17 protein-coding genes and 2 pseudogenes are annotated in these 18,535 nt (G+C 72.5%); 10 read left to right on the top strand and 9 right to left on the bottom strand.

Annotated features, from left to right (window positions below):
* Positions 1 to 2 precede the first annotated feature (2 nt).
* The 3 genes from AB0946_RS23510 to AB0946_RS23500 all read right to left on the bottom strand — a co-directional run bounded on the left by AB0946_RS23510 (position 3) and on the right by AB0946_RS23500 (position 3,819).
* A complete protein-coding gene (locus tag AB0946_RS23510) occupies positions 3 to 581 on the bottom strand; it encodes a TerD family protein (RefSeq protein ID WP_366762600.1) in 579 nt (192 codons plus the stop codon).
* A 171-nt stretch (positions 582 to 752) separates the two neighbouring features.
* Complete coding sequence (gene uvrB, locus AB0946_RS23505; protein ID WP_366762599.1) at positions 753 to 2,900, bottom strand: excinuclease ABC subunit UvrB; 2,148 nt, start codon at positions 2,898 to 2,900, stop codon at positions 753 to 755.
* A gap of 40 nt (positions 2,901 to 2,940) precedes the next feature.
* Positions 2,941 to 3,819 (bottom strand): MHYT domain-containing protein, encoded by an 879-nt coding sequence (locus AB0946_RS23500; RefSeq protein WP_366762598.1) that lies wholly within the window; start codon positions 3,817 to 3,819, stop codon positions 2,941 to 2,943.
* Between the two features lie 276 nt (positions 3,820 to 4,095).
* Here AB0946_RS23500 and AB0946_RS23495 point away from each other — a divergent pair, with 276 nt between their 5' ends.
* Both AB0946_RS23495 and AB0946_RS23490 read left to right on the top strand, forming a co-directional pair.
* Positions 4,096 to 4,968, top strand: coding sequence for a glycerophosphodiester phosphodiesterase family protein (locus AB0946_RS23495; RefSeq protein ID WP_366762597.1), 873 nt, complete (start codon positions 4,096 to 4,098; stop codon positions 4,966 to 4,968).
* Between the two features lie 40 nt (positions 4,969 to 5,008).
* Complete coding sequence (locus AB0946_RS23490; protein WP_366762596.1) at positions 5,009 to 5,563, top strand: methylated-DNA--[protein]-cysteine S-methyltransferase; 555 nt, start codon at positions 5,009 to 5,011, stop codon at positions 5,561 to 5,563.
* A gap of 16 nt (positions 5,564 to 5,579) precedes the next feature.
* Here the strand turns inward: AB0946_RS23490 and AB0946_RS23485 are convergent, their stop codons facing one another.
* Positions 5,580 to 6,011 carry a VOC family protein gene (locus AB0946_RS23485; RefSeq protein ID WP_366762595.1) on the bottom strand — a complete coding sequence of 144 codons (432 nt, stop codon included), beginning with the start codon at positions 6,009 to 6,011 and terminating at the stop codon, positions 5,580 to 5,582.
* A gap of 99 nt (positions 6,012 to 6,110) precedes the next feature.
* Here AB0946_RS23485 and AB0946_RS23480 point away from each other — a divergent pair, with 99 nt between their 5' ends.
* Both AB0946_RS23480 and AB0946_RS23475 read left to right on the top strand, forming a co-directional pair.
* Positions 6,111 to 7,019, top strand: coding sequence for a pseudouridine-5'-phosphate glycosidase (locus tag AB0946_RS23480; protein ID WP_366762594.1), 909 nt, complete (start codon positions 6,111 to 6,113; stop codon positions 7,017 to 7,019).
* On the top strand, positions 7,016 to 7,939 hold the full coding sequence (locus tag AB0946_RS23475) for a PfkB family carbohydrate kinase (protein ID WP_366762593.1): 924 nt from the start codon (positions 7,016 to 7,018) through the stop codon (positions 7,937 to 7,939). Before AB0946_RS23480 ends, AB0946_RS23475 begins: the two co-directional genes overlap by 4 nt.
* A gap of 231 nt (positions 7,940 to 8,170) precedes the next feature.
* Here AB0946_RS23475 and AB0946_RS23470 read toward each other — a convergent pair whose 3' ends face one another.
* Positions 8,171 to 8,965 carry a methyltransferase domain-containing protein gene (locus AB0946_RS23470; protein ID WP_366762592.1) on the bottom strand — a complete coding sequence of 265 codons (795 nt, stop codon included), beginning with the start codon at positions 8,963 to 8,965 and terminating at the stop codon, positions 8,171 to 8,173.
* 177 nt (positions 8,966 to 9,142) lie between these two features.
* Between AB0946_RS23470 and AB0946_RS23465 the strand changes: the two genes are divergently transcribed.
* Positions 9,143 to 10,270, top strand: coding sequence for a magnesium and cobalt transport protein CorA (locus tag AB0946_RS23465; RefSeq protein ID WP_366762591.1), 1,128 nt, complete (start codon positions 9,143 to 9,145; stop codon positions 10,268 to 10,270).
* Between the two features lie 175 nt (positions 10,271 to 10,445).
* Here AB0946_RS23465 and AB0946_RS23460 read toward each other — a convergent pair whose 3' ends face one another.
* Entirely contained in the window at positions 10,446 to 11,078 is a 633-nt protein-coding gene (locus AB0946_RS23460) for a uridine kinase (RefSeq protein ID WP_366762590.1), read from the bottom strand.
* A gap of 47 nt (positions 11,079 to 11,125) precedes the next feature.
* A complete protein-coding gene (locus AB0946_RS23455) occupies positions 11,126 to 11,518 on the bottom strand; it encodes a helix-turn-helix domain-containing protein (RefSeq protein WP_366762589.1) in 393 nt (130 codons plus the stop codon).
* A gap of 98 nt (positions 11,519 to 11,616) precedes the next feature.
* On the opposite strand from AB0946_RS23455, the gene AB0946_RS23450 reads away from it, so the two are divergent.
* The 4 genes and pseudogenes from AB0946_RS23450 (at position 11,617) to AB0946_RS23435 (ending at position 15,524) form a co-directional block, all read left to right on the top strand.
* Positions 11,617 to 12,345: an NAD(P)H-binding protein gene (locus AB0946_RS23450; RefSeq protein ID WP_366762588.1), complete on the top strand. Its 729-nt coding sequence runs from the start codon at positions 11,617 to 11,619 to the stop codon at positions 12,343 to 12,345.
* A gap of 63 nt (positions 12,346 to 12,408) precedes the next feature.
* Positions 12,409 to 13,107, top strand: coding sequence for a DUF2293 domain-containing protein (locus AB0946_RS23445; protein ID WP_366762587.1), 699 nt, complete (start codon positions 12,409 to 12,411; stop codon positions 13,105 to 13,107).
* Positions 13,108 to 13,406: 299 nt separating this feature from the next.
* Positions 13,407 to 13,881 (top strand): annotated as a pseudogene (locus tag AB0946_RS23440) (anthrone oxygenase family protein); the annotation flags it as partial.
* Between the two features lie 155 nt (positions 13,882 to 14,036).
* Positions 14,037 to 15,524, top strand: a complete 1,488-nt coding sequence (locus AB0946_RS23435) for a glutamate synthase subunit beta (protein WP_366762586.1) — start codon at positions 14,037 to 14,039, stop codon at positions 15,522 to 15,524.
* A gap of 74 nt (positions 15,525 to 15,598) precedes the next feature.
* Here the strand turns inward: AB0946_RS23435 and AB0946_RS23430 are convergent, their stop codons facing one another.
* A complete protein-coding gene (locus tag AB0946_RS23430; RefSeq protein WP_366762585.1) occupies positions 15,599 to 16,129 on the bottom strand; it encodes a carboxymuconolactone decarboxylase family protein in 531 nt (176 codons plus the stop codon).
* A gap of 46 nt (positions 16,130 to 16,175) precedes the next feature.
* On the opposite strand from AB0946_RS23430, the gene AB0946_RS23425 reads away from it, so the two are divergent.
* Positions 16,176 to 17,615 carry a PLP-dependent aminotransferase family protein gene (locus AB0946_RS23425; RefSeq protein WP_366762584.1) on the top strand — a complete coding sequence of 480 codons (1,440 nt, stop codon included), beginning with the start codon at positions 16,176 to 16,178 and terminating at the stop codon, positions 17,613 to 17,615.
* A gap of 42 nt (positions 17,616 to 17,657) precedes the next feature.
* Here the strand turns inward: AB0946_RS23425 and AB0946_RS23420 are convergent.
* A pseudogene (locus AB0946_RS23420) lies at positions 17,658 to 18,471 on the bottom strand (SAM-dependent methyltransferase); the annotation flags it as partial.
* Positions 18,472 to 18,535 lie beyond the last annotated feature (64 nt).

Here is an 18,535-nt window from a genome sequence, read left to right as displayed (position 1 = left end):
CCCTACAGGTGCGGCAGGATCGCCGGCATCAGGTCCTGGAAGGTACGGCCCCTGGCCGGGGCGCCGATGGCCGTCATCGTCCAGCCGGAGCCGGCCCGGTGCACCTTGGCCATGATCTGGGCGGTGTACTCGCCGCCGCCGGCCAGGGTGTAGCGGGCGAGTTCCTGGCCGTTGGTCTCGTCCACGAGACGGCAGAAGGCGTTCTGCACCTCCTGGAAGGTCTGGCCGGTGAAGGAATTGACCGTGAAGACGATCTGGTCGATGTGGACCGGAACGCGCTGCAGGTCCACCAGGATGGCCTCGTCGTCCCCGCCTTGGCCGGCACCGCCGATGAGGTTGTCACCGGTGTGACGCACGGAACCGTCGTCGCTGACCAGGTGGCGGAAGAAGACGACGTCCTGGGGTTCCGCACCGGCGAAGAGGACCGCGGAGGCGTCCAGGTCGATCTCGCGGGTGCGGGAGCCGAACAGGCCGCGCCGCTTGGCCGCCTGCCAGCCGAGGCCCATGCGGACCGCCGTCAGGGTGGCCCCGTCCTTCTTCTCCAGGCTGATGGCCTGACCCTTGGACAAGTTGACGGACACGGCTGAATCCCCTCTCGACGGTCCCCTGTTGCCGCGCCGAGCCGTTGCTGCCCACCGCGCGGTTGTTCAGAACCCTACGCAGGGCCCCGGACGGTGCCGACCCCCGGCCCGGGCTTTGTGTCGGGGTTGCAACACTTGGCGTTCGGGCCGAAGGCCGGTACCGGGCGAGACTCAGGCCAGACCGGCCTCCCGCATCTGGCGCAGCTCCTTCTTCATCTCGGAGACCTCGTCGCGCAGCCGGGCCGCGATCTCGAACTGCAGCTCCGCGGCGGCGGCACGCATGCGCTCGGTCATCTCCTCGATCTGCTCCGCCAGCTCGGCCGCGGGACGGTCCGTGGGCACCGTCTTGCCCTTGGCGTTCCTGGCGGCCTTTCCGCCCTTCGCGCCCTTGGCCGCCTTGTCGCCGAGCGCCGGAACGGGGGCCTTCGCTCCCTTGCCGTCCTTCGTCTTGCGGTACCCGGAGCCGAGGAGCTGTTCGGTGTCGACCTCCTCGCGGGCGATCTGGGCGACGATGTCGTTGATCTTCTTGCGCAGTGGCTGGGGGTCGATGCCGTTCGCCTTGTTGTAGGCGACCTGCTTCTCCCGGCGGCGGTTGGTCTCCTCGATGGCCTTCTCCATCGCCGGGGTGATCTTGTCGGCGTACATGTGGACCTGGCCGGAGACGTTGCGCGCCGCTCGGCCGATGGTCTGGATCAGCGAGGTGCCCGACCGCAGGAAGCCCTCCTTGTCGGCGTCCAGGATCGCCACCAGGGACACCTCGGGCAGGTCGAGGCCCTCACGGAGCAGGTTGATGCCGACCAGGACGTCGTACTCACCGGCGCGCAGTTCGCGCAGCAGCTCTACGCGGCGCAGGGTGTCGACGTCGCTGTGCAGGTAGCGCACCTGGATGCCGAGTTCCAGGAAGTAGTCGGTGAGGTCCTCGGCCATCTTCTTGGTCAGCGTGGTGACGAGGACCCGCTCGTCCTTCTCGGTGCGCTTGCGGATCTCGTGCACCAGGTCGTCGATCTGGCCCTCGGTGGGCTTGACCACGACCTCCGGGTCGATCAGGCCGGTCGGACGGATGATCTGCTCGACGAAGCCGTCCGAACGCGACAGCTCGTAGGGGCCGGGGGTGGCCGACAGGTAGACGGTCTGCCCGATGCGCTCCTGGAACTCCTCCCACTTCAGCGGACGGTTGTCCAGGGCGGAGGGCAGGCGGAAGCCGTGGTCCACGAGGGTGCGCTTGCGGGAGGCGTCGCCCTCGTACATCGCGCCGATCTGCGGGACGGTGACGTGCGACTCGTCGATGACGAGCAGGAAGTCGTCCGGGAAGTAGTCCAGCAGCGTGTTGGGCGGGGAGCCCGGCAAGCGGCCGTCGAAGTGCATCGAGTAGTTCTCCACGCCGGAGCAGGTGCCGATCTGGCGGAGCATCTCGATGTCGTACGTGGTGCGCATCCGCAGGCGCTGGGCCTCCAGGAGCTTGCCCTGCTTCTCCAGCTCGCCCAGGCGCTCGCCCAGTTCCTTCTCGATGTCGTTGACGGCCCGCTCCATGCGCTCGGGCCCGGCGACGTAGTGGGAGGCGGGGAAGACGTAGAGCTGCCGGTCGTCGCTGATGATCTCGCCGGTGAGCGGGTGCAGCGTGGACAGCGCCTCGATCTCGTCGCCGAACATCTCGATGCGGACGGCCAGCTCCTCGTAGACCGGGAAGATCTCGATGGTGTCGCCGCGGACCCGGAAGGTGCCGCGGGTGAACGCCAGGTCGTTGCGCGTGTACTGGATGTCGACGAAGCGGCGCAGCAGCTCGTCCCGGTCGATCTCGTCGCCGACCCGGAGGGTGACCATGCGGTCCACGTACTCCTGCGGAGTACCGAGGCCGTAGATGCAGGACACCGAGGCGACCACGACGACGTCACGCCGGGTGAGCAGCGAGTTGGTGGCCGAGTGGCGCAGGCGCTCGACCTCCTCGTTGATCGACGAGTCCTTCTCGATGTACGTGTCCGACTGCGGGACGTAGGCCTCGGGCTGGTAGTAGTCGTAGTACGAGACGAAGTACTCGACGGCGTTGTTCGGCAGCAGCTCGCGGAACTCGTTGGCCAGCTGCGCGGCCAGAGTCTTGTTCGGCGCCATCACGAGGGTGGGGCGCTGGAGCTTCTCGATCATCCACGCGGTGGTGGCGGACTTGCCGGTGCCGGTCGCGCCCAGGAGGACGACGTCCTTCTCGCCGGCCTCGATGCGCTTGGCCAGCTCGGCGATGGCCGCCGGCTGGTCGCCGCTGGGCTGGTAGGGGCTGACGACCTCGAAGGGCGCCACCGTGCGTTCGATGTGGGAAACGGGCCGCATGACATCAACCGTACGACCCCGCACTGACAACGGGTTCCGATCAGCGGTTCTGCGGGGTGCGGGAGGCGTGGTGCTCCGGCCGCCGCACGGGGCGGTGCCCGTCGTGGACGGCGGGGCGGCGCTCGGCGTGGGGGGCGACGGCGGCGGCCGGAACGCCCGGTTTCTGCTCGACGGCCCTCCAGTCGGGGCGGCCCACGAGCATCAGCGGGTCGAAGATCACGACGACGCCCGCGAGGAGCAGGAAGGCGAGCGGTCCGATCAGCATCGGGGCCAGCGCGGACGCGGCGGGCGCGCCCCCGGCGGTGCGGGAGGCGCCGTCGAGGTGGACGCTCAGGGCGGCCATGCCGGTGTAGTGCATGCCGCTGACCGCGAGACCCATGACGAGGCTGGCTCCGACGCTCCACAGGAAGCCGCGCACCTGTCCGGCGGCCCACAGGGCGGCGGTGGCGGCCACGACCGCTATGACGACGGAGGCGGCGACGGTGAAGGTGTTGTAGGTGAACCGTCCGTGGAAGTGGACGCCCGCCATACCGAGGTAGTGCATCGAGGCGACACCCAGACCGGTGATCGTGCCGCCGGTGAACAGGGAGGTGCCGGTGGCCCCCCGGTAGCCGACGATGAAGATCCCGACGCCGACCATGACGATGGCGAGGCCGAGGCTCGCGTAGGTCATCGGCTTGTCGTAGTGGAGCGGTGCCTCCTTGACGCTGAAGCCCATCATGGCGACGAAGTGCATGGTCCAGATGCCGGATCCGATCGCCGCCGAGCCGAGGGCCAGCCAGGCGGGTCGCCGTGCGTGCGTGACCAGCAGGGACCGTGTGGTGCAGCGCAGGCCGAGGGCGCCGCCGAGGCACGCCATCAGGTAGGCCACCAACGGGGTGACGGCCCCGTAGCTGAATCCGTCGACCGTGCCTTGCATCCGCGGCTGCCCTTCCCGCCTTCTTCTGTCCCGGTGAACCCGAATACGCCCCCGTCCCAGGACCGCACGGGGGCAGGGTTGTCGCTGAGAGTATGACCCCCATCGGATGGGTCGAACGATTTTCCGGCAAAGAAACACGGCCTTGCCGCAGTTGTGCGGCATCGGTGAGTGGACTTGGACATCTCCATGCATTGTGTGGCCGCCGTGCGCCGGGTGTCGTTGACTCAGTGCTGTCAGTCTGTTGCTGTGGGTATCCGCTCGATGCGAGGAGTACGCATGTACGCGCGCGTAGTCGCCGCCCCGGTAGCCGCGGCCCTGGGGACGGTGACCGCCCTGCTGAGCCCCCCGTCCGACGCCCGGGCGGGCGAGCACGGCGTGCCCGCGGTGATCGCCCACCGGGGCGCCTCCACCTACGCACCCGAGAACACGCTGCCGGCCGTCGACAAGGCCGCCGAACTGGGCTTCTCGTGGGTCGAGAACGACGTCCAGCGCACCAAGGACGGCGAACTGGTCGTCCTGCACGACGAGACCCTGCGGCGCACCACCAACGCCGAGGAGGTCTTCCCCGGCCGGGCGCCGTGGAAGGTGCGGGACTTCACCGCCGCCGAGATCGCCCGGCTGGACGCGGGCAGCTGGTTCTCCCCCGTCTACGCGGGCGTACGCGTGCCGACACTGAAGGAGTACATGCGCCGGATCGAGCACAACCACGAGAAACTCCTCCTCGAGATCAAGAATCCGGAGCTGTACCCGGGCATCGAGCAGCAGACGCTGAAGCTGCTGGGCAACGAGGGCTGGCTGGACCGTGGACACCTGGGACGGCTGATCGTGCAGAGCTTCAGCGCCGAGAGCGTCCGGACCGTGCACGAGCTGAAACCGGCGGTCGTCACCGGCTACCTCGGTACGCCCACCGTGGCGCAGCTGCACGGGTTCACGCGCTTCACGGATCTGATCAATCCCTCGTACGGGTCACTCTCCCGGGAGTACGTGGCCTCCGTGCACGCCCTGGACGGACCCCACGGCCGGCCGCTGGAGGTCCTCGCCTGGACGGTGGACGACGCGGCCACCGCACGTGAAGTCGCCGGCTACGGGGTCGACGGGATCATCAGCAACAAGCCCGACGTGGTGCGGGCGGCGCTGGGCTCCGACTGACCCGGGCGGCGTTGTCAGTGGCGGGTCGTACCGTAGGCGCATGGACAGCCTTGGGCAGGATGAGCAGCGGGTCGTGTGGGCCGTCGTCGGCACGGACATCGGCCCGCTGATGCTGGCGGCGACCCGCGACGGCCTGGTCAACGTCGTCTTCCACGCCTCGGACGCGGTGCGTGACCGGGCGCTGGAGCGGCTGGCCGCACGGCTGGGTTCCGAGCCCGTGCAGGACCCGGACTCGCCGCTGCTGAGCGAGGCCGCAAGCCAGCTGCGGGCGTACTTCGCGGGCCGGCGGCACGACTTCGACCTGCCGCTGGACTGGTCGCTGATCTCCGGCTTCAACCGGCAGGTCCTGCGGGAACTGGCCTCCGGTGTGCCGTACGGCACCGTGGTGGGGTACGGCGATCTGGCGGGCCGCGTCGGCCAGCCCGGCGGGGCCCAGGCGGTCGGCGCGGCGATGGGTGCCAATCCGCTGCCGGTGGTCGTCCCGTGCCACCGGGTGGTGGAGAGCGGCGGCGGCATCGGTGGTTTCGGGGGCGGACTGGAGACCAAGCGGAAGCTGCTCGCCCTGGAGGGCGTGCTGCCGGAGCCGCTGTTCTGACCGGTTTGGGGCGCCGCTAGTCGTCGTAGTGCCGGGCCTCGAAGACGTTGCCGTCCGGGTCGCGGAAGTAGAAGCTGCGCGTGGCGTCGCCGCGGGCACCGGACAGACCGTGGTCGATGCCCGACACGGGGACGCCGTGTTCCTCCAGGCGGTCCTTCAGGGCGTCGAAGTCCTCGGCCGGCAGCGACAGGCAGACGTGGTTGACGGGGTGGCCCGCGCTGTCCGCGGAACCGGGCAGCATCCTCATCTGCCCGGCGAAGCCGTGCGGGGCGAGGTCGAGGATCGTGTCCTCGTTGACGCGTACGGAAGGGAAGGCCACCGTGCCCTCCGCGAAGTCGGCGACCCTGACCGGCTCCAGACCGACGGCCGTCTCGTAGAAGGCGGCCGCGGCGACCGGGTCGGCAACCCACAGGACGACGTGGTCGAGGCGCGTGGTGTTGTTCCTCATGCCCACCAGGCTGGTGGCCCCCGTGACGGGTCACAAGCGTTTATCCGTGCTCGCCGCCCGCCAGAGACTAGGAAGGACCGACGGACGGGAGGCGGGCACGTGGTGCTGGTGGTGTCGGAAGAAGTCCGGGAGGCGATCGACGCGGGGCGGCCGGTGGTGGCTCTGGAGTCCACGATCATCGCGCACGGCCTGCCCCGCCCGCGCAACATGCAGGTGGCGTTGGAGCTGGAGGAGGCGGTGCGGCGGGAGGGTGCCGTGCCGGCGACCATCGCCGTGCTGGACGGGCGGCCCCGGGTCGGCCTGGACAAGGACCAGCTGGAGCGGGTCGCCAACGAGGACGGCATCCGCAAGCTGGGCCATCGTGACCTGCCGCTCGCCGTGGCGGCGGGGGCGAGCGGGGCGACCACCGTGTCGGCGACGGCGCGGCTGGCCTCCCTCGCGGGGGTGCGGGTGTTCGCCACCGGTGGGCTCGGCGGGGTGCACCGGGAGTGGACCGTGACGCAGGACGAGTCCGCGGACCTGGGGCTGCTGGCACGGACCCGGATCACGGTGGTGTGCGCGGGCGTGAAGTCGATCCTGGACGTACCAGCGACGCTGCAGCGGCTGGAGACACTGGGCGTGGCCGTCGCCGGGTACGGCACCGACCGGTTCCCCGGCTTCTACCTGTCGGACTCGGGGCATCCGGTCGACTGGAGGCTGGACACTCCGGAGCAGGTCGCCGCTGTCATGCGCGCCCAGGACGCGCTGGACGCCCCGGACTCGGCGCTGATCGTCGCCCATCCGGTCCCGGAGACGGAACAGCTGGATCCCGAGTTGCACGCGCGTGTGCTCGCCGACGCGCTGCGCGTCTGCGCGGAGCAGGGTGTCACCGGGCAGGCGGTGACCCCGTTCCTGCTGGACCACCTGGTCCGGCACACGGACGGTGCCTCGCTGAGCGCCAACCTGGCGGCGGTGCGCGGGAACGTCCGGCTCGCGGCGCGGATCTCCACGGCCTGGGCCAGGGGGTGACCGCGGGGCGGAACGGCGCGCTGCTGGTCGTCGGCGACGTGGTCACGGACGTGATCGCCCGGCATCGGGGGCCTCTCGCGGCCGGCACCGACACGGCCGCCGCGATCCGGAGGCTGCCGGGCGGCGCGGGCGCCAACGTGGCCTGCTGGGCCGCCCACGCGGGCTGCCCGGACGTGCGGCTGCTGGGGCGGGTGGGCACGGACGCCGTCGCGTGGCACGAGCGGGAGCTGGTCGCGGCCGGGGTACGGCCCCGCCTCGTGGTGGACCGGGAGGCAGCGACCGGCACCGTGATCTGCCTCGTCGACACGGGTGCGGCGGCCGAGCGGACGTTCCTGACGGACAGCGGGGCATCGCTGCGGCTCGGCCCCGCCGACTGGTCGGACACGCTGCTCGACGGGGTGGCCCGGTTGCATCTGTCGGGCTATCTGCTGTTCACCGGGTCGAGCCGGGCGCTCGCGGAGACGGCGCTCGCGGCGGCACGCGCGCGTGGTGTACCGGTCAGCCTGGACCCGGCTTCGGCCGGCTTCCTGGTCGAGCTGGGGGTGGACCGCTTCCTGGCGTTCGCCGAGGGGCTGGACGTGCTGCTGCCCAGCCGGGACGAGGCATGCCTGCTGACCGGGCTGCCGGATCCGGCGGACGCGGCGGCGAAGCTGAGCCGTCTCGTGCCGCTGGTGGTGGCCAAGGCGGGTCCGGAGGGAGCGCTGGTGGCCCGTTCCGGCGCCGCGCCGGCCCGGGTTCCGGCCGTGCCGGCGGACCCCCGGGACACCACGGGCGCGGGTGACGCCTTCACCGGTGCGTTCCTGGCCGCCCTCCTCGCGGGCGCGGCCCCGGAGGAAGCTGCGGCACGGGGTTGCCGGGCGGGTGCGGTGGCGGTCGGACGAGTGGGCGGCAGACCACCGCATCCGGGGGACGGGCCTTGAGCGGACGGGCGCAGGCCGGCCGCCTCCGCGAGATGTGGAGGCCTGCGCACGGTGACTCGGCAGGAGGCCCTGTGCGGGATGCCGGGCCCTGTCGGCGTCGGCAGGCACGCGGACGCCAGGACCTGTCGGCAGGCACGCGGACTCCAGGCTCTGCGGACAGCGAGGCCGGCAGGCACGCGGAGCCGTCGGTCGCCGAAACGGTCCGGCAGCCGCGGCTGCCCGCTCCCCCGGCTACTCCTTGCGCCCCCATGCCGAGATCATCGGCGCGGTGGTCAGGTCCATCGTGCCGGTCTCCACGTTGGCCAGGTGCTCGTCGATCTCCGCATCGGTGGCCAGGCCGGCGGCGACGAGCCGGCCACGGATCTGACGGACCGTCGCGGCCTCCAAGGCGGTGCAGGCGGGCGAGGCCACGGGGAAGTACGCGTCGGCCTCGACTCCGCGTAGTCCGGCCTCGCGCAGCAACCGCGGGAGCTTACGGCCGTACGAGAGGTCGGCGCCGCGGTCGGCGAGCAGCTTGCGGAAGCCTTGGCGCAGCCGGTTGGCGAGCCGCTGCTCGGGGCCGTACTCGTCGGGGCAGGTCAGGGGCTGGAGGGCGGGGTCGGCGTCCTCGATCAGCAGGCGTCCGCCGGGCCGCAGGGCTTTGATCATGTTCCGCAGCGCCCGTTCCCGGTCGGGTACGTGCACGAGGACGAGCCGGGCGTGGACCAGGTCGAAGCCCTCCCCCGGAGGCTCCTCGGCGCCCACGTCGTGGACGCGGATCTCCACCGGCGGGCGGTCCGCGGCGGTGAGCCGGGAGGTGTCGATGTCGGTGGCGACGACCTGACCGGCCGGTCCGACCTTCCCGGCGAGCCAGGACGCGACGGAGGGGCCGCCGGCCCCCACTTCCCAGCAGCACCAGCCGGGGCCGACGCCGAGTCCTTCGAGGTGCCGGAAGGTCGTGGGATCGAAGAGGGCGGTGAAGGCGTCGAAGCGTTCGCCCGCCTCGTTCTGCCGGTTGTCCAGGAGGTATCCGTCGGAGCGCGCCATGGCCCCATCATCCCGGTCAGCCGGTCCGTCCGGCTCGGTCGCCCCTTCGTCCACAGGCGGGAACAAAGCGGAACTGCCTGCTCCCACAGGCTTGCCCGCGCTTCGCCCGGGGCTGGCAGACTTGCCGGGCAAAGGCGCGAAAGCGTCGCGCGAGGAGATCCACACGGGGAGATCCAGATGTCCATGGCAGTGAATCTGCGGAAGGTCACGGGGCTGGGCAGGGTCGGCGGCCTGCGCAAGGTGGCACGGCTGGCCCGGCGCCGGTCGCGCGTGGACCTGAGCCACCCCGCCAGGTCGCCGCTGGGCTCGTCGGTGGTGAACTGCGTGACGTATCAGGACGGTGTGCGCGTGCCCGGGTGCGCCGACCTGGTGGACGCCGTGCGGCTCGTGCGCAAGACCGGCGAGGGCTTCGTCTGGCTCGGGCTGCACGAGCCGACGGACCGTGAGTTCACGGGCATCGCCGAGCTGTTCGACCTGCACCCGCTGGCGGTGGAGGATGCGATCGAGGCACACCAGCGGCCGAAGCTGGAGCACTACGGCGACACGCTCTTCGCGGTGTTCAAGACCGTCTGTTACGTGGAGCACGAACAGCTGACGGCGACGAGTGAGGTGGTGGACACCGGCGAGATCATGGTGTTCGTCGGCGAGGACTTCGTGATCACGGTGCGGCACGGCCGGCACGGCTCGCTGGGGCCACTGCGCGAGGAGTTGGAGGCGGCCCCGCACCAGCTGGCCAAGGGACCGGCGGCCGTGCTGCACGCGATCGCCGACCATGTGGTGGACGACTATCTCAGCGTCACGGACGCGGTGCAGGCCGACATCGACCAGGTCGAGACGGACGTGTTCTCGGAGAACGGCGGGCGTCTGGACGCGGGCCGCATCTATCAGATGAAACGCGAACTGCTGGAGCTGAAGCGGGCGGTGGTGCCGCTGAGTCGTCCGCTGGAGGACCTGGCGACCCGGCCGATACGGGTCGTCGCCCCGGAGATACAGACGTACTTCCGGGATGTGCTCGACCACCTGATCCGGGCCAAGGAACAGATCGCCGCGTTCGACGAGCTGCTCAACTCCATCCTGCAAGCACATCTCGCGCAGGTGACGGTGGCGCAGAACGAGGACATGCGGAAGATCACGTCCTGGGCCGCGGTGATCGCGGTGCCGACGATGGTGTGCGGGGTGTACGGCATGAACTTCGAGCACATGCCGGAGCTGCACTGGCGGTTCGGGTACCCATTGATCGTGGCCGTGACGGCGGGGGCGTGTCTGGCGGTGTACCGGGGCTTCCGCCGCAACGGCTGGCTCTGAGCGGCGGGGGTGGCGGGTCCAGGGGGCTGCCGGGACCCGGCTGCGAGGTGCCGGTTCCCACGGACACCTGGGCTCGGGGCCGCCGCCGGACAGGGTGAGGAGCCTGTTGTCCTCGACCGGCGGGGTTCCGGCGACGCCCCGGGTCTCGGCCGGCTCTCCGGACCGCGCTTCCGGATCAGCCGCTCCAGGCGGGGTGGCGCGGGTCGTCGGCCCGCACCAGGACGTCCGCCGTGCCGGCCGGGTCGGTCTCGGCCTCGTAGTGCTCGAAGGCGGGGAGGGTCCAGTGCTCGGCCTCAGGCGTACGGCGGCGGAGGGCGCCCGGGGAGAGGAGGAGGTGCACGGTCAGATCGAAGGGGAACCAGTGGCGCAGCAGGAGGGGGCCGTGGAGCAACAGGATGCCGCCGGGCGGGAGCGGGACGTAGGGACTGCGGGTGGCCCGGTCCGTGGCCGGATCCCACAGGTCGGGCAGGATCCGCCCGTTGCCTCCGGGGTCGAGGGGCCCGAAGACCTCCCGCCACAGGGCGCCCGTGTCGAACCATCCGTCGTAGTAGGACTCCGCGTCGCGCCGCCCGTGCTCCAGGCGGAGCGAGGCGGGCCGCAGGAAGCCTTCGGTGCCGATCACGAGCGAGGGCCGGCCGCGCACCCGCAGCGCCTCGCCAACACGCGTGGCGAGGTCTCCCGGACGAGCGGCCGGCGCCCCGTCGAAGCCGACGCGCTGCCAGGCCGCGCCGTCGGACGGTCCCGCACCGGCCAGCCGGTCGGCGATCCGCTCGGCCAGCCGTTCCCAGGTGATCGCTTCCAGTCGCACACGCCCATGATGCCGGGTGGCGGACGAGAGCGGCGCGGGTACCGGCGTCAGGCGGGCCGCCCGGCCGCGCGACGGGCCGCGAGCAGCGCGGGGAGGTGCGTTTCGCTCCACGTGCGGGCGGCGTCGAGGAGGGGAACCAGGGTGCGACCGAGGGGAGTGAGGGCGTACTCGACGCGGGGCGGGTTCTCGTCGTACGCGGTGCGGGTCACCAGACCGTCACGCTCCATGGCGCGCAGGGTCTCGCTGAGGACCTTGGGTGTGACGGCCCTGAGCGGGACCCGCAGCTCACCGAAACGGCGTGGGCCGTCCTGGAGACAGCGGATCACCATGCCGGACCACTTGTCGCCGACCCGGATGGGCATGGCGGACGACGGACAGAGGGGGTGGAACATGCCGGGATCGAGAGGTGCGGCACGGTCGTGGGCCGTCGCGTCGGTCATCCGTCGAGGGTAGCGCCGATTCCGTTGCGGTAACCGGGGGTCCGGCCCCTAACGTCCTGGTCCGATCGCGGGCGACCGCGCTGGACTTGGAGGTAGGGATGAGCGGGATCGTGGTCTTCGGTGCCGGGGGCCGGGCCGGTCGGGCGGTGACGGCCGAGGCACGTGCCCGTGGGTACGCGGTGACGGCCGTGGTGCGGGATCCGACGAGACATCCGGATCTCGCAGCGGAGGGTGTCACGGTGGTGCGGGGCGATGTCACCGATCTCCGGTCGGTCACGGGGGTCGCCGCCGGACATGCCGGGGCGGTGCACGCCGTTTCGCCGTTCAGCGGACCGGAGCAGGGTTTCGACACGCTCGATCCCGGGTTCTTCGTGAAGGCGGCGGACGCACTGCTCGAAGGACTCGCCGCCGCCGGCGTGGGCCGGCTCGTCGCGGTGGGCCTCGGGGCGAACCTGCTCGGCGCGGACGGGCGGCCGGTGATGGACGACCCGGGCGCGTTCCCACCGGCGATCCGGCCGTTCGCGCTGGCGCACACGGCCGGCCTGCACCGGCTGCGGGAGCGCGGGGACGGACCCGTGGACTGGGTGATGCTGACGCCCGCCGGATACCTGGAGCACGGCGGTGTCCGGACGGGGCGGTACCGGGTCGGAGGGGAGCGGTTGCCGGTCGGCGGTCCCGAGCCATGGCTGTCGTACGCGGACCTCGCGGTGGCGGTGGTCGACGAGATCGCGCAACCGGTGCGGCACCGTACGCGGGTGTCGGTGTTCAACTACCGGGACGGGAACACCAGTTCCGAGATGCGGGACAGGAAGGGGGGAGCTGACTGACCGACGGGGGAAGGAACGCGGGCGGCGTGGGAGGTGGGGGCGGTGACGGGGAAAGTACCGCGCATGGCGCTTCCCGCAACTCCCCACTCCCCCGGCCGCCTTGTCGCCATCCAGCCACTGAGGCGCAAGCGGTGTGCCGGTTGCCGGCGCGGTCCGCTGTCGCTGCTGGTGCTGGAGGACGGGGCGCCGCGCTGCCTGGACTGCGCCGACCTCGGCCACCTGGTGTTCCTGCCACGCGGCGACACGGCCCTGACCCGCAGATCGCGGGAGGAGAGCGGGCTGTCGGTGGTGGTCGTGCGGTTCAACCGGCGCAAGAGCCGCTACGAACGCCAGGGCGTGCTCGTGGAGGAGCCCGCGCTGGCCCGGGCCGAGGCCCGCTGTCTGGCGGACGCGGAGGCCCGGCGCCGGCGGCGGGCGCGGGACGCGCGGCGCCGGGCGGCGGAGGACGAGCGGTTCGCGGCGGCGTTCGCGGCCGAGATCCTCCGGCTGTTCCCCGGCTGCCCGGCCGAGCGGGCCCGCGCCATCGCGGCCCACGCGTCGGTGCGGGGCAGTGGACGGGTGGGTCGCAGCGCGGCCGGGCGGGCACTGACCGAAGGGGCGGTGATCTCGGCGGTCGTGGCGGGCGTACGGCATGGGGACACGGCGTACGACCAGCTCTTGATGAGCGGGGTCCCACGGTATGAGGCGCGGCGCCGGATCGCGGGGACCGTGGGGAGCGTGCTGCGGGCGTGGCAGGGGGTTGGTACGGAGGACGCGGGGTGAGGAATGGGCTGGGGGTGAACGTGGACGGGGTGGGTCCGGTTGGCGCTCGCAGGGCCGCGGGCGTCGGCGGAGGGCCCGTGTGACGGCGGGCCTCGGCTGGGCCTTGGCGACGCCTTCCCGTGCCGACGGGGCGCCTCCCCCTGGTGGCGGCACCCTCGGCGTCCAGCCGTATCCGGGTGGGGCGTGGCAGCTGTGGGAGTGGCCAAGACGTGCCCGCGGGTGGATGGGGTGCGGTGACGGGTGAGCGGGATGTCGGTGCCGGGCCGCGGTCCGGGCGCGACGGAATGGGGGGTGCGGGGATGATCGGCGGGCCGTTCTTCGTGCTGGTCGTGGTGGGTGTTCTCGGGACCGGGCTGGTGGCCGGGGTGTTCTGCGGGTTCTCGGCCCTCGAGATGCGGGGACTCGCGGCCCTGCCGCCCGCGCAGGGCGTGGCGGCGATGAACGCGATCAACGCCGCGGCGGTGCGGCCGGCCTTCATGACCGTGTTCGCCGGGTCGGCGGCGTTGTGCGCGCTGATCGCGGTGGTGACGTTCGTGGTGTGGCCGCAGGAGGGGAAGGTGGAGCTGCTGCTGGGGAGCGCGCTGTACCTGGCCGGCTCGTTCGGGCTGACGGTCGTCGCGAACGTGCCCCGCAACGACCGGCCGGCGGCTCACCCCGGGGGCGCCGGAGGCCGCGGTGTACTGGCCGGCGTATGTGCGCGAGTGGACGTTCTGGAACCACGCCCGGACGGTCGCCTCCGCCGCGGCGGCCCTGTTCTCCATACCGGCCCTCGCCTGGGCCGCCCCGGCGGCGCGGCGTCGGGAGAAAGCGCTGTCCGCCCCCTGCGCGGGCGTCCGCGGAGACGTATCGTGGCCGCAAGAGCGCCGCCCGACGACGCACGGCCCTTCGCACACCCGGTGCCTCCGGTGCCCGTACGCGAGGAAGACGCCATGGCCGATCCCAAGGGGTTCATGACCACGCCGCGCCAGGAGTGGCCGCGGCGGCCCGTGGAGCAGCGGGTGCGGGACTGGGACGAGGTGTACGTCCCGGGCGCGCTCCTGCCCATCATCAGCAAGCAGGCCGACCGCTGCATGGACTGTGGCGTCCCGTTCTGCCACCAGGCCTGCCCGCTGGGCAATCTCATCCCCGAGTGGAACGACCTGGTCGCACGGGAGGACTGGCGGTCGGCGAGCGACCGGCTGCACGCCACGAACAACTTTCCGGAGTTCACCGGGCGGCTGTGTCCGGCGCCGTGCGAGGCGGGGTGCGTGCTGGCGATCAACCAGCCGGCCGTCACCATCAAGAACGTCGAGTGCGCGATCGCCGACCGGGCGTGGGAGGAGGGGTTCACACCCCCCCGGCCACCCGAGCGGCTGTCCGGGAAGACGGTCGCCGTCATCGGCTCCGGGCCCACCGGGCTGGCCGCGGCACAGCAGCTGACCCGGGCGGGACACACGGTGGCGGTGTACGAGAAGGACGACCGGATCGGCGGGCTGATGCGGTACGGCATCCCCGAGTTCAAGATGGAGAAACGGCACCTGGAGCGGCGGATCGAGCAGATGCGGGCCGAGGGGACGAAGTTCCGTACGTCGACGGCGGTCGGCCGGGACGTCCCGGCGGCCGAGCTTCGGTCCCGGTACGACGCGGTGGTGATCGCCACGGGTGCGACGGCATGGCGGGAACTTCCGGTGCCGGGCCGTGCGTTGGACGGGATACACCAGGCGATGGAATACCTGCCGCTGGCCAACCGGGTGTGCGAGGGGGACCTGGAGGAATCGCCGCTGTCGGCCGCCGGCAAGCACGTCGTGATCGTCGGCGGCGGGGACACCGGGGCGGACTGTCTGGGGACCGCGGTGCGCGAGGGGGCCGCGTCCGTGACCCAGCTGGACATCTACGCACAGCCGGGTGCGGAGCGCGACGAGGACGCCGAGCCGTGGCCGACGTACCCGAAGATCTACCGGCTGTCGGCCGCGCACGAGGAGGCGCGGGACCTGCGGACGGCACCGGCGGCGGACGCGGACGCGCGGCTGTTCGCGGCGTCCACGCTCCGCTTCACCGGCGACGAGAGGGGGCATGTGCGGTCACTGCACCTGGTGGAGGTCGACGAGCGGCGGCTTCCGGTGCCGGGTACCGAGCGGACGCTCCCCGCCGACCTGGTGCTGCTCGCCCTCGGGTTCTCCGGGCCGGACCAGGGGGACGGTCTCATCGAGCAGCTGGGGCTGGCGTTGCAGCCGCGCGGCACGATCGCCCGGGACGACGGTTTCGCGACCAACGCCCCAGGGGTGTTCGCCGCCGGGGACGCGGCGCGCGGGCAGTCGCTCATCGTGTGGGCGATAGCGGAGGGCCGGGCGGTCGCCGCGGCCGTGGACCACTATCTGACGGGGAGTTCCCGGCTCCCGGCCCCGGTCCGGCCCACGGACCGGCCGATGGTGGTCTGACACAGCGACGGGGAGACGGACGACGGAGAGACGGACGGGAACGGGTGCGGCCGGGTACCGCCGGGGGGCTGGTCTCAGCGGGCGGCGCGTTCGTCGGTGCCCGCGATCTTTCCGGTGGCCAGGGCCACGCGGTTCCACGTGTTGATCGTGAGAATCAGGGACAGGACGTGGGCCAGTTCCTGGTCCTCGAAGTGGGCGGCGGCCTCGGCGTAGACGGTGTCGGGGACGCCGCCGTCGGCGACCAGGGTCACCGCCTCCGTCAGGGCGAGGGCGGCCTGTTCCCTCGGGGTGAAGAAGTGCCGGGCCTCGCGCCAGACGGCGACCATGTGCAGCCGGTCCTCGTTCTCGCCGGCCTTGCGGGCGTCGCCGGTGTGCATGTGCAGGCAGTAGGCGCAGTGGTTGAGAAGGGAGGCGCGGATCTGGACCAGTTCGACCAAGGCCGGTTCGAGCCCCTCGCGGGCGGCGGCGTCCAGGCCGACGATCGCCCGGAACACCTTCGGGGCGGCCTTCGCGAAGTCCAGGCGGCTACGGGTGGCCTCGGCCGCGGCGATGCCGTGCGGGAGGTCGACGGTGGGGGCAGCGGCGGTGGTCGTGTTCGTCGTCATGTCTCCAACCTAGGGACCGAAAAGACTGGCAGTAGGGTGCATTCCCATGACGGAATCGTGGGTCAATTCCGCGGAACGGATCGGTGCTGATCTGCATCTGGAGCTGTCGGGCCCGGGTGGCCGGCGGGCGGCGCTGACCAGGGCGCTGCGCGAGGCCGTGCGCGGCGGGCGGCTGGCGCCGGGCACCCGGTTGCCGCCGTACCGGTCGCTCGCCGCGGACCTGGGGGTGGCCCGCAACACGGTGGCCGACGCCTACGCCGAGCTGGTCGCCGAGGGCTGGCTGACCGCCCGGCAGGGTTCCGGGACGCGGGTGGCGGAGCGGGCCGAGCCGCTGCGTGACACCGTACGAACGCCCGTCGCGGCACCCCCGCGCGCACGGGGGCCGGTGCACGACCTGCGGCAGGGGACGCCGGACGCGTCGGCTTTTCCGCGTGCGGCGTGGGCGGCCTCGTACCGCCGGGCGCTCCAGGCGGCGCCGAGCGAGGCGTTCGGGCCGGGCGACCCCGCCGGACGCCGCGAACTGCGCGAGACGCTGACGGAGTACCTGGCTCGCACGCGGGGGGTGCGTACCGAGCCGGACCGGATTGTGATCTGCTCGGGTTTCGCGCACGCGCTGCGGCTCCTCTTCGGCCGGGGCGTCCGGGACGGGCCGGGTGCGGGCGGGGTGCTGCGTGGTCCGCTGGGCGTGGAGGCGTACGGGCTGGGGTTCCACCGGGACCTGCTCGCGGCGGCGGGCGTGCGCACCGTGCCGCTGCCGCTGGACGAGCACGGGGCGCGGGTGGACGCGCTGGGGCGCGAGCGGGCGGTGCTGCTGACGCCCGCGCACCAGTTCCCGACCGGTGGTCCGCTGCACCCGGAGCGCCGCGCGGCGGTGATCGACTGGGCACGCGCGCGGGGGGCGGTGGTGCTGGAGGACGACTACGACGGCGAGTTCCGGTACGACCGCCGGCCCGTCGGCGCGCTGCAGGGGCTCGATCCGGAGCGGGTGATCCACGTCGGGTCGGTCAGCAAGAGCCTGTCGCCGGCGCTGCGACTGGGCTGGATGGTCCTGCCGCAGCGGTACGTGGAGCCGGTGCTGGCGGCGAAGGGCGAGCGGGAGGGGTGGGCGAGCGTGCCGGACCAGCTCGCTCTCGCGGACTTCGTCGCCTGTGGGTCGTACGACCGTCATGTGCGGCGCATGCGGCAGCGGTACCGGCGCAGGCGGGACCGGCTCGTCGCGGCGCTCGCCGCGCGGGCGCCGCACATCGAGGTGGCGGGGATCGCGGCCGGGCTGCACGCGGTGCTGCGGCTGCCGCCCGGCACGGAGCGGTCGACGGTGAAGGCCGCCGTGTGGCAGGGCGTCGCGCTCGACAGTCTGGCCGCGTTCCGGCATCCGCGGAGTCCGACGGATGCCGGTGACGGCCTGGTGGTGGGTTACGCGTCCCCGGCCGAACACGTCTACGGGGCCGCGCTGGAGGCGCTGTGCGGGGTGCTGCCGCCGGGGTAGGCGGGGACCGCCCGGGGAAGCCGGGGCTGGGACTTCGGCCTGCGGCTTGCGTGCCACCGCCCCGTACCCGGGGATCATGCCGTCGTCCTGGCCCGGGACCGGGTCGCCCGGTTCGGGGTGCCACTTGTGGACGCCCTCGGCCCCGGGGTCGATCGGTTTCGAGGCCGGTGAAGAAGCGGGCGAACTCCCCGCGGGAACGCAGGGCGAGGGTGACACCGGCGGCCTTGAGCTTCTCGACGGCCGCCGCCGGCTCCTCGGGGGTGAAGTCGGCCGTGGCGTGGGTCGTCATCAGGTGGCTGCCGGACGGCCGGGCGGACAGCCGACCCCCGTCCCTCTGGGCCGACGGCCGGGAGACGAGGGCGTGCGCGCCGTCCCCGTCGGGGATGACGTGCCCAGCAGGGCGACCGGCCGGTCCGGGTCCAGGAGGCGCCGGGCGCCCTCGGTGATCGCGTCAGGATCGCGGGCATCGGCCTGCGGATACCCGGTGACGCCCTCCGGGATGCCGCGCAGCAGGGCACCGGAGTGGGCCGGCACGATCGGGTCGTTGTCGCGGTGGACGGCCCGGGCGTCGGGGGCGATCCGCTGGGCGACTGGTGCAGGTTCGGCTCGGCGGGTGTGCCGGTGCCGATGTCCGGGAGCTGCCGTACGCCCTGCCGGGCCGGCCGGCGCGTGGCGCGCTGCGTGAAGGGTGACCCGGGCCGTCACCGGGGCACCCGGGGGTCGAGGGCCGGCAGCTGCCGGCCCATCGACTCGTCGACGGGGTGGTTGTCCTCGCCGCCGAGATACCAGTCGTACATCGCGCGGGACGCGGCTTGCCGGCGTCGGTCCCGACGGCCGTCGGGTTCCGCCCCGTCATGCGGCACTCCGTGGGCGTCACACGCGATGAGTGATCAACTTGCTGGCACAGTTAGGGAATTGAC

It is taken from the genome of Streptomyces sp. NPDC046870 (assembly GCF_040704595.1).
GTDB classification, from domain to species: Bacteria; Actinomycetota; Actinomycetes; order Streptomycetales; family Streptomycetaceae; genus Streptomyces; species Streptomyces argyrophylli.
This window is presented reverse-complemented; position numbering and strand designations above follow the sequence as displayed.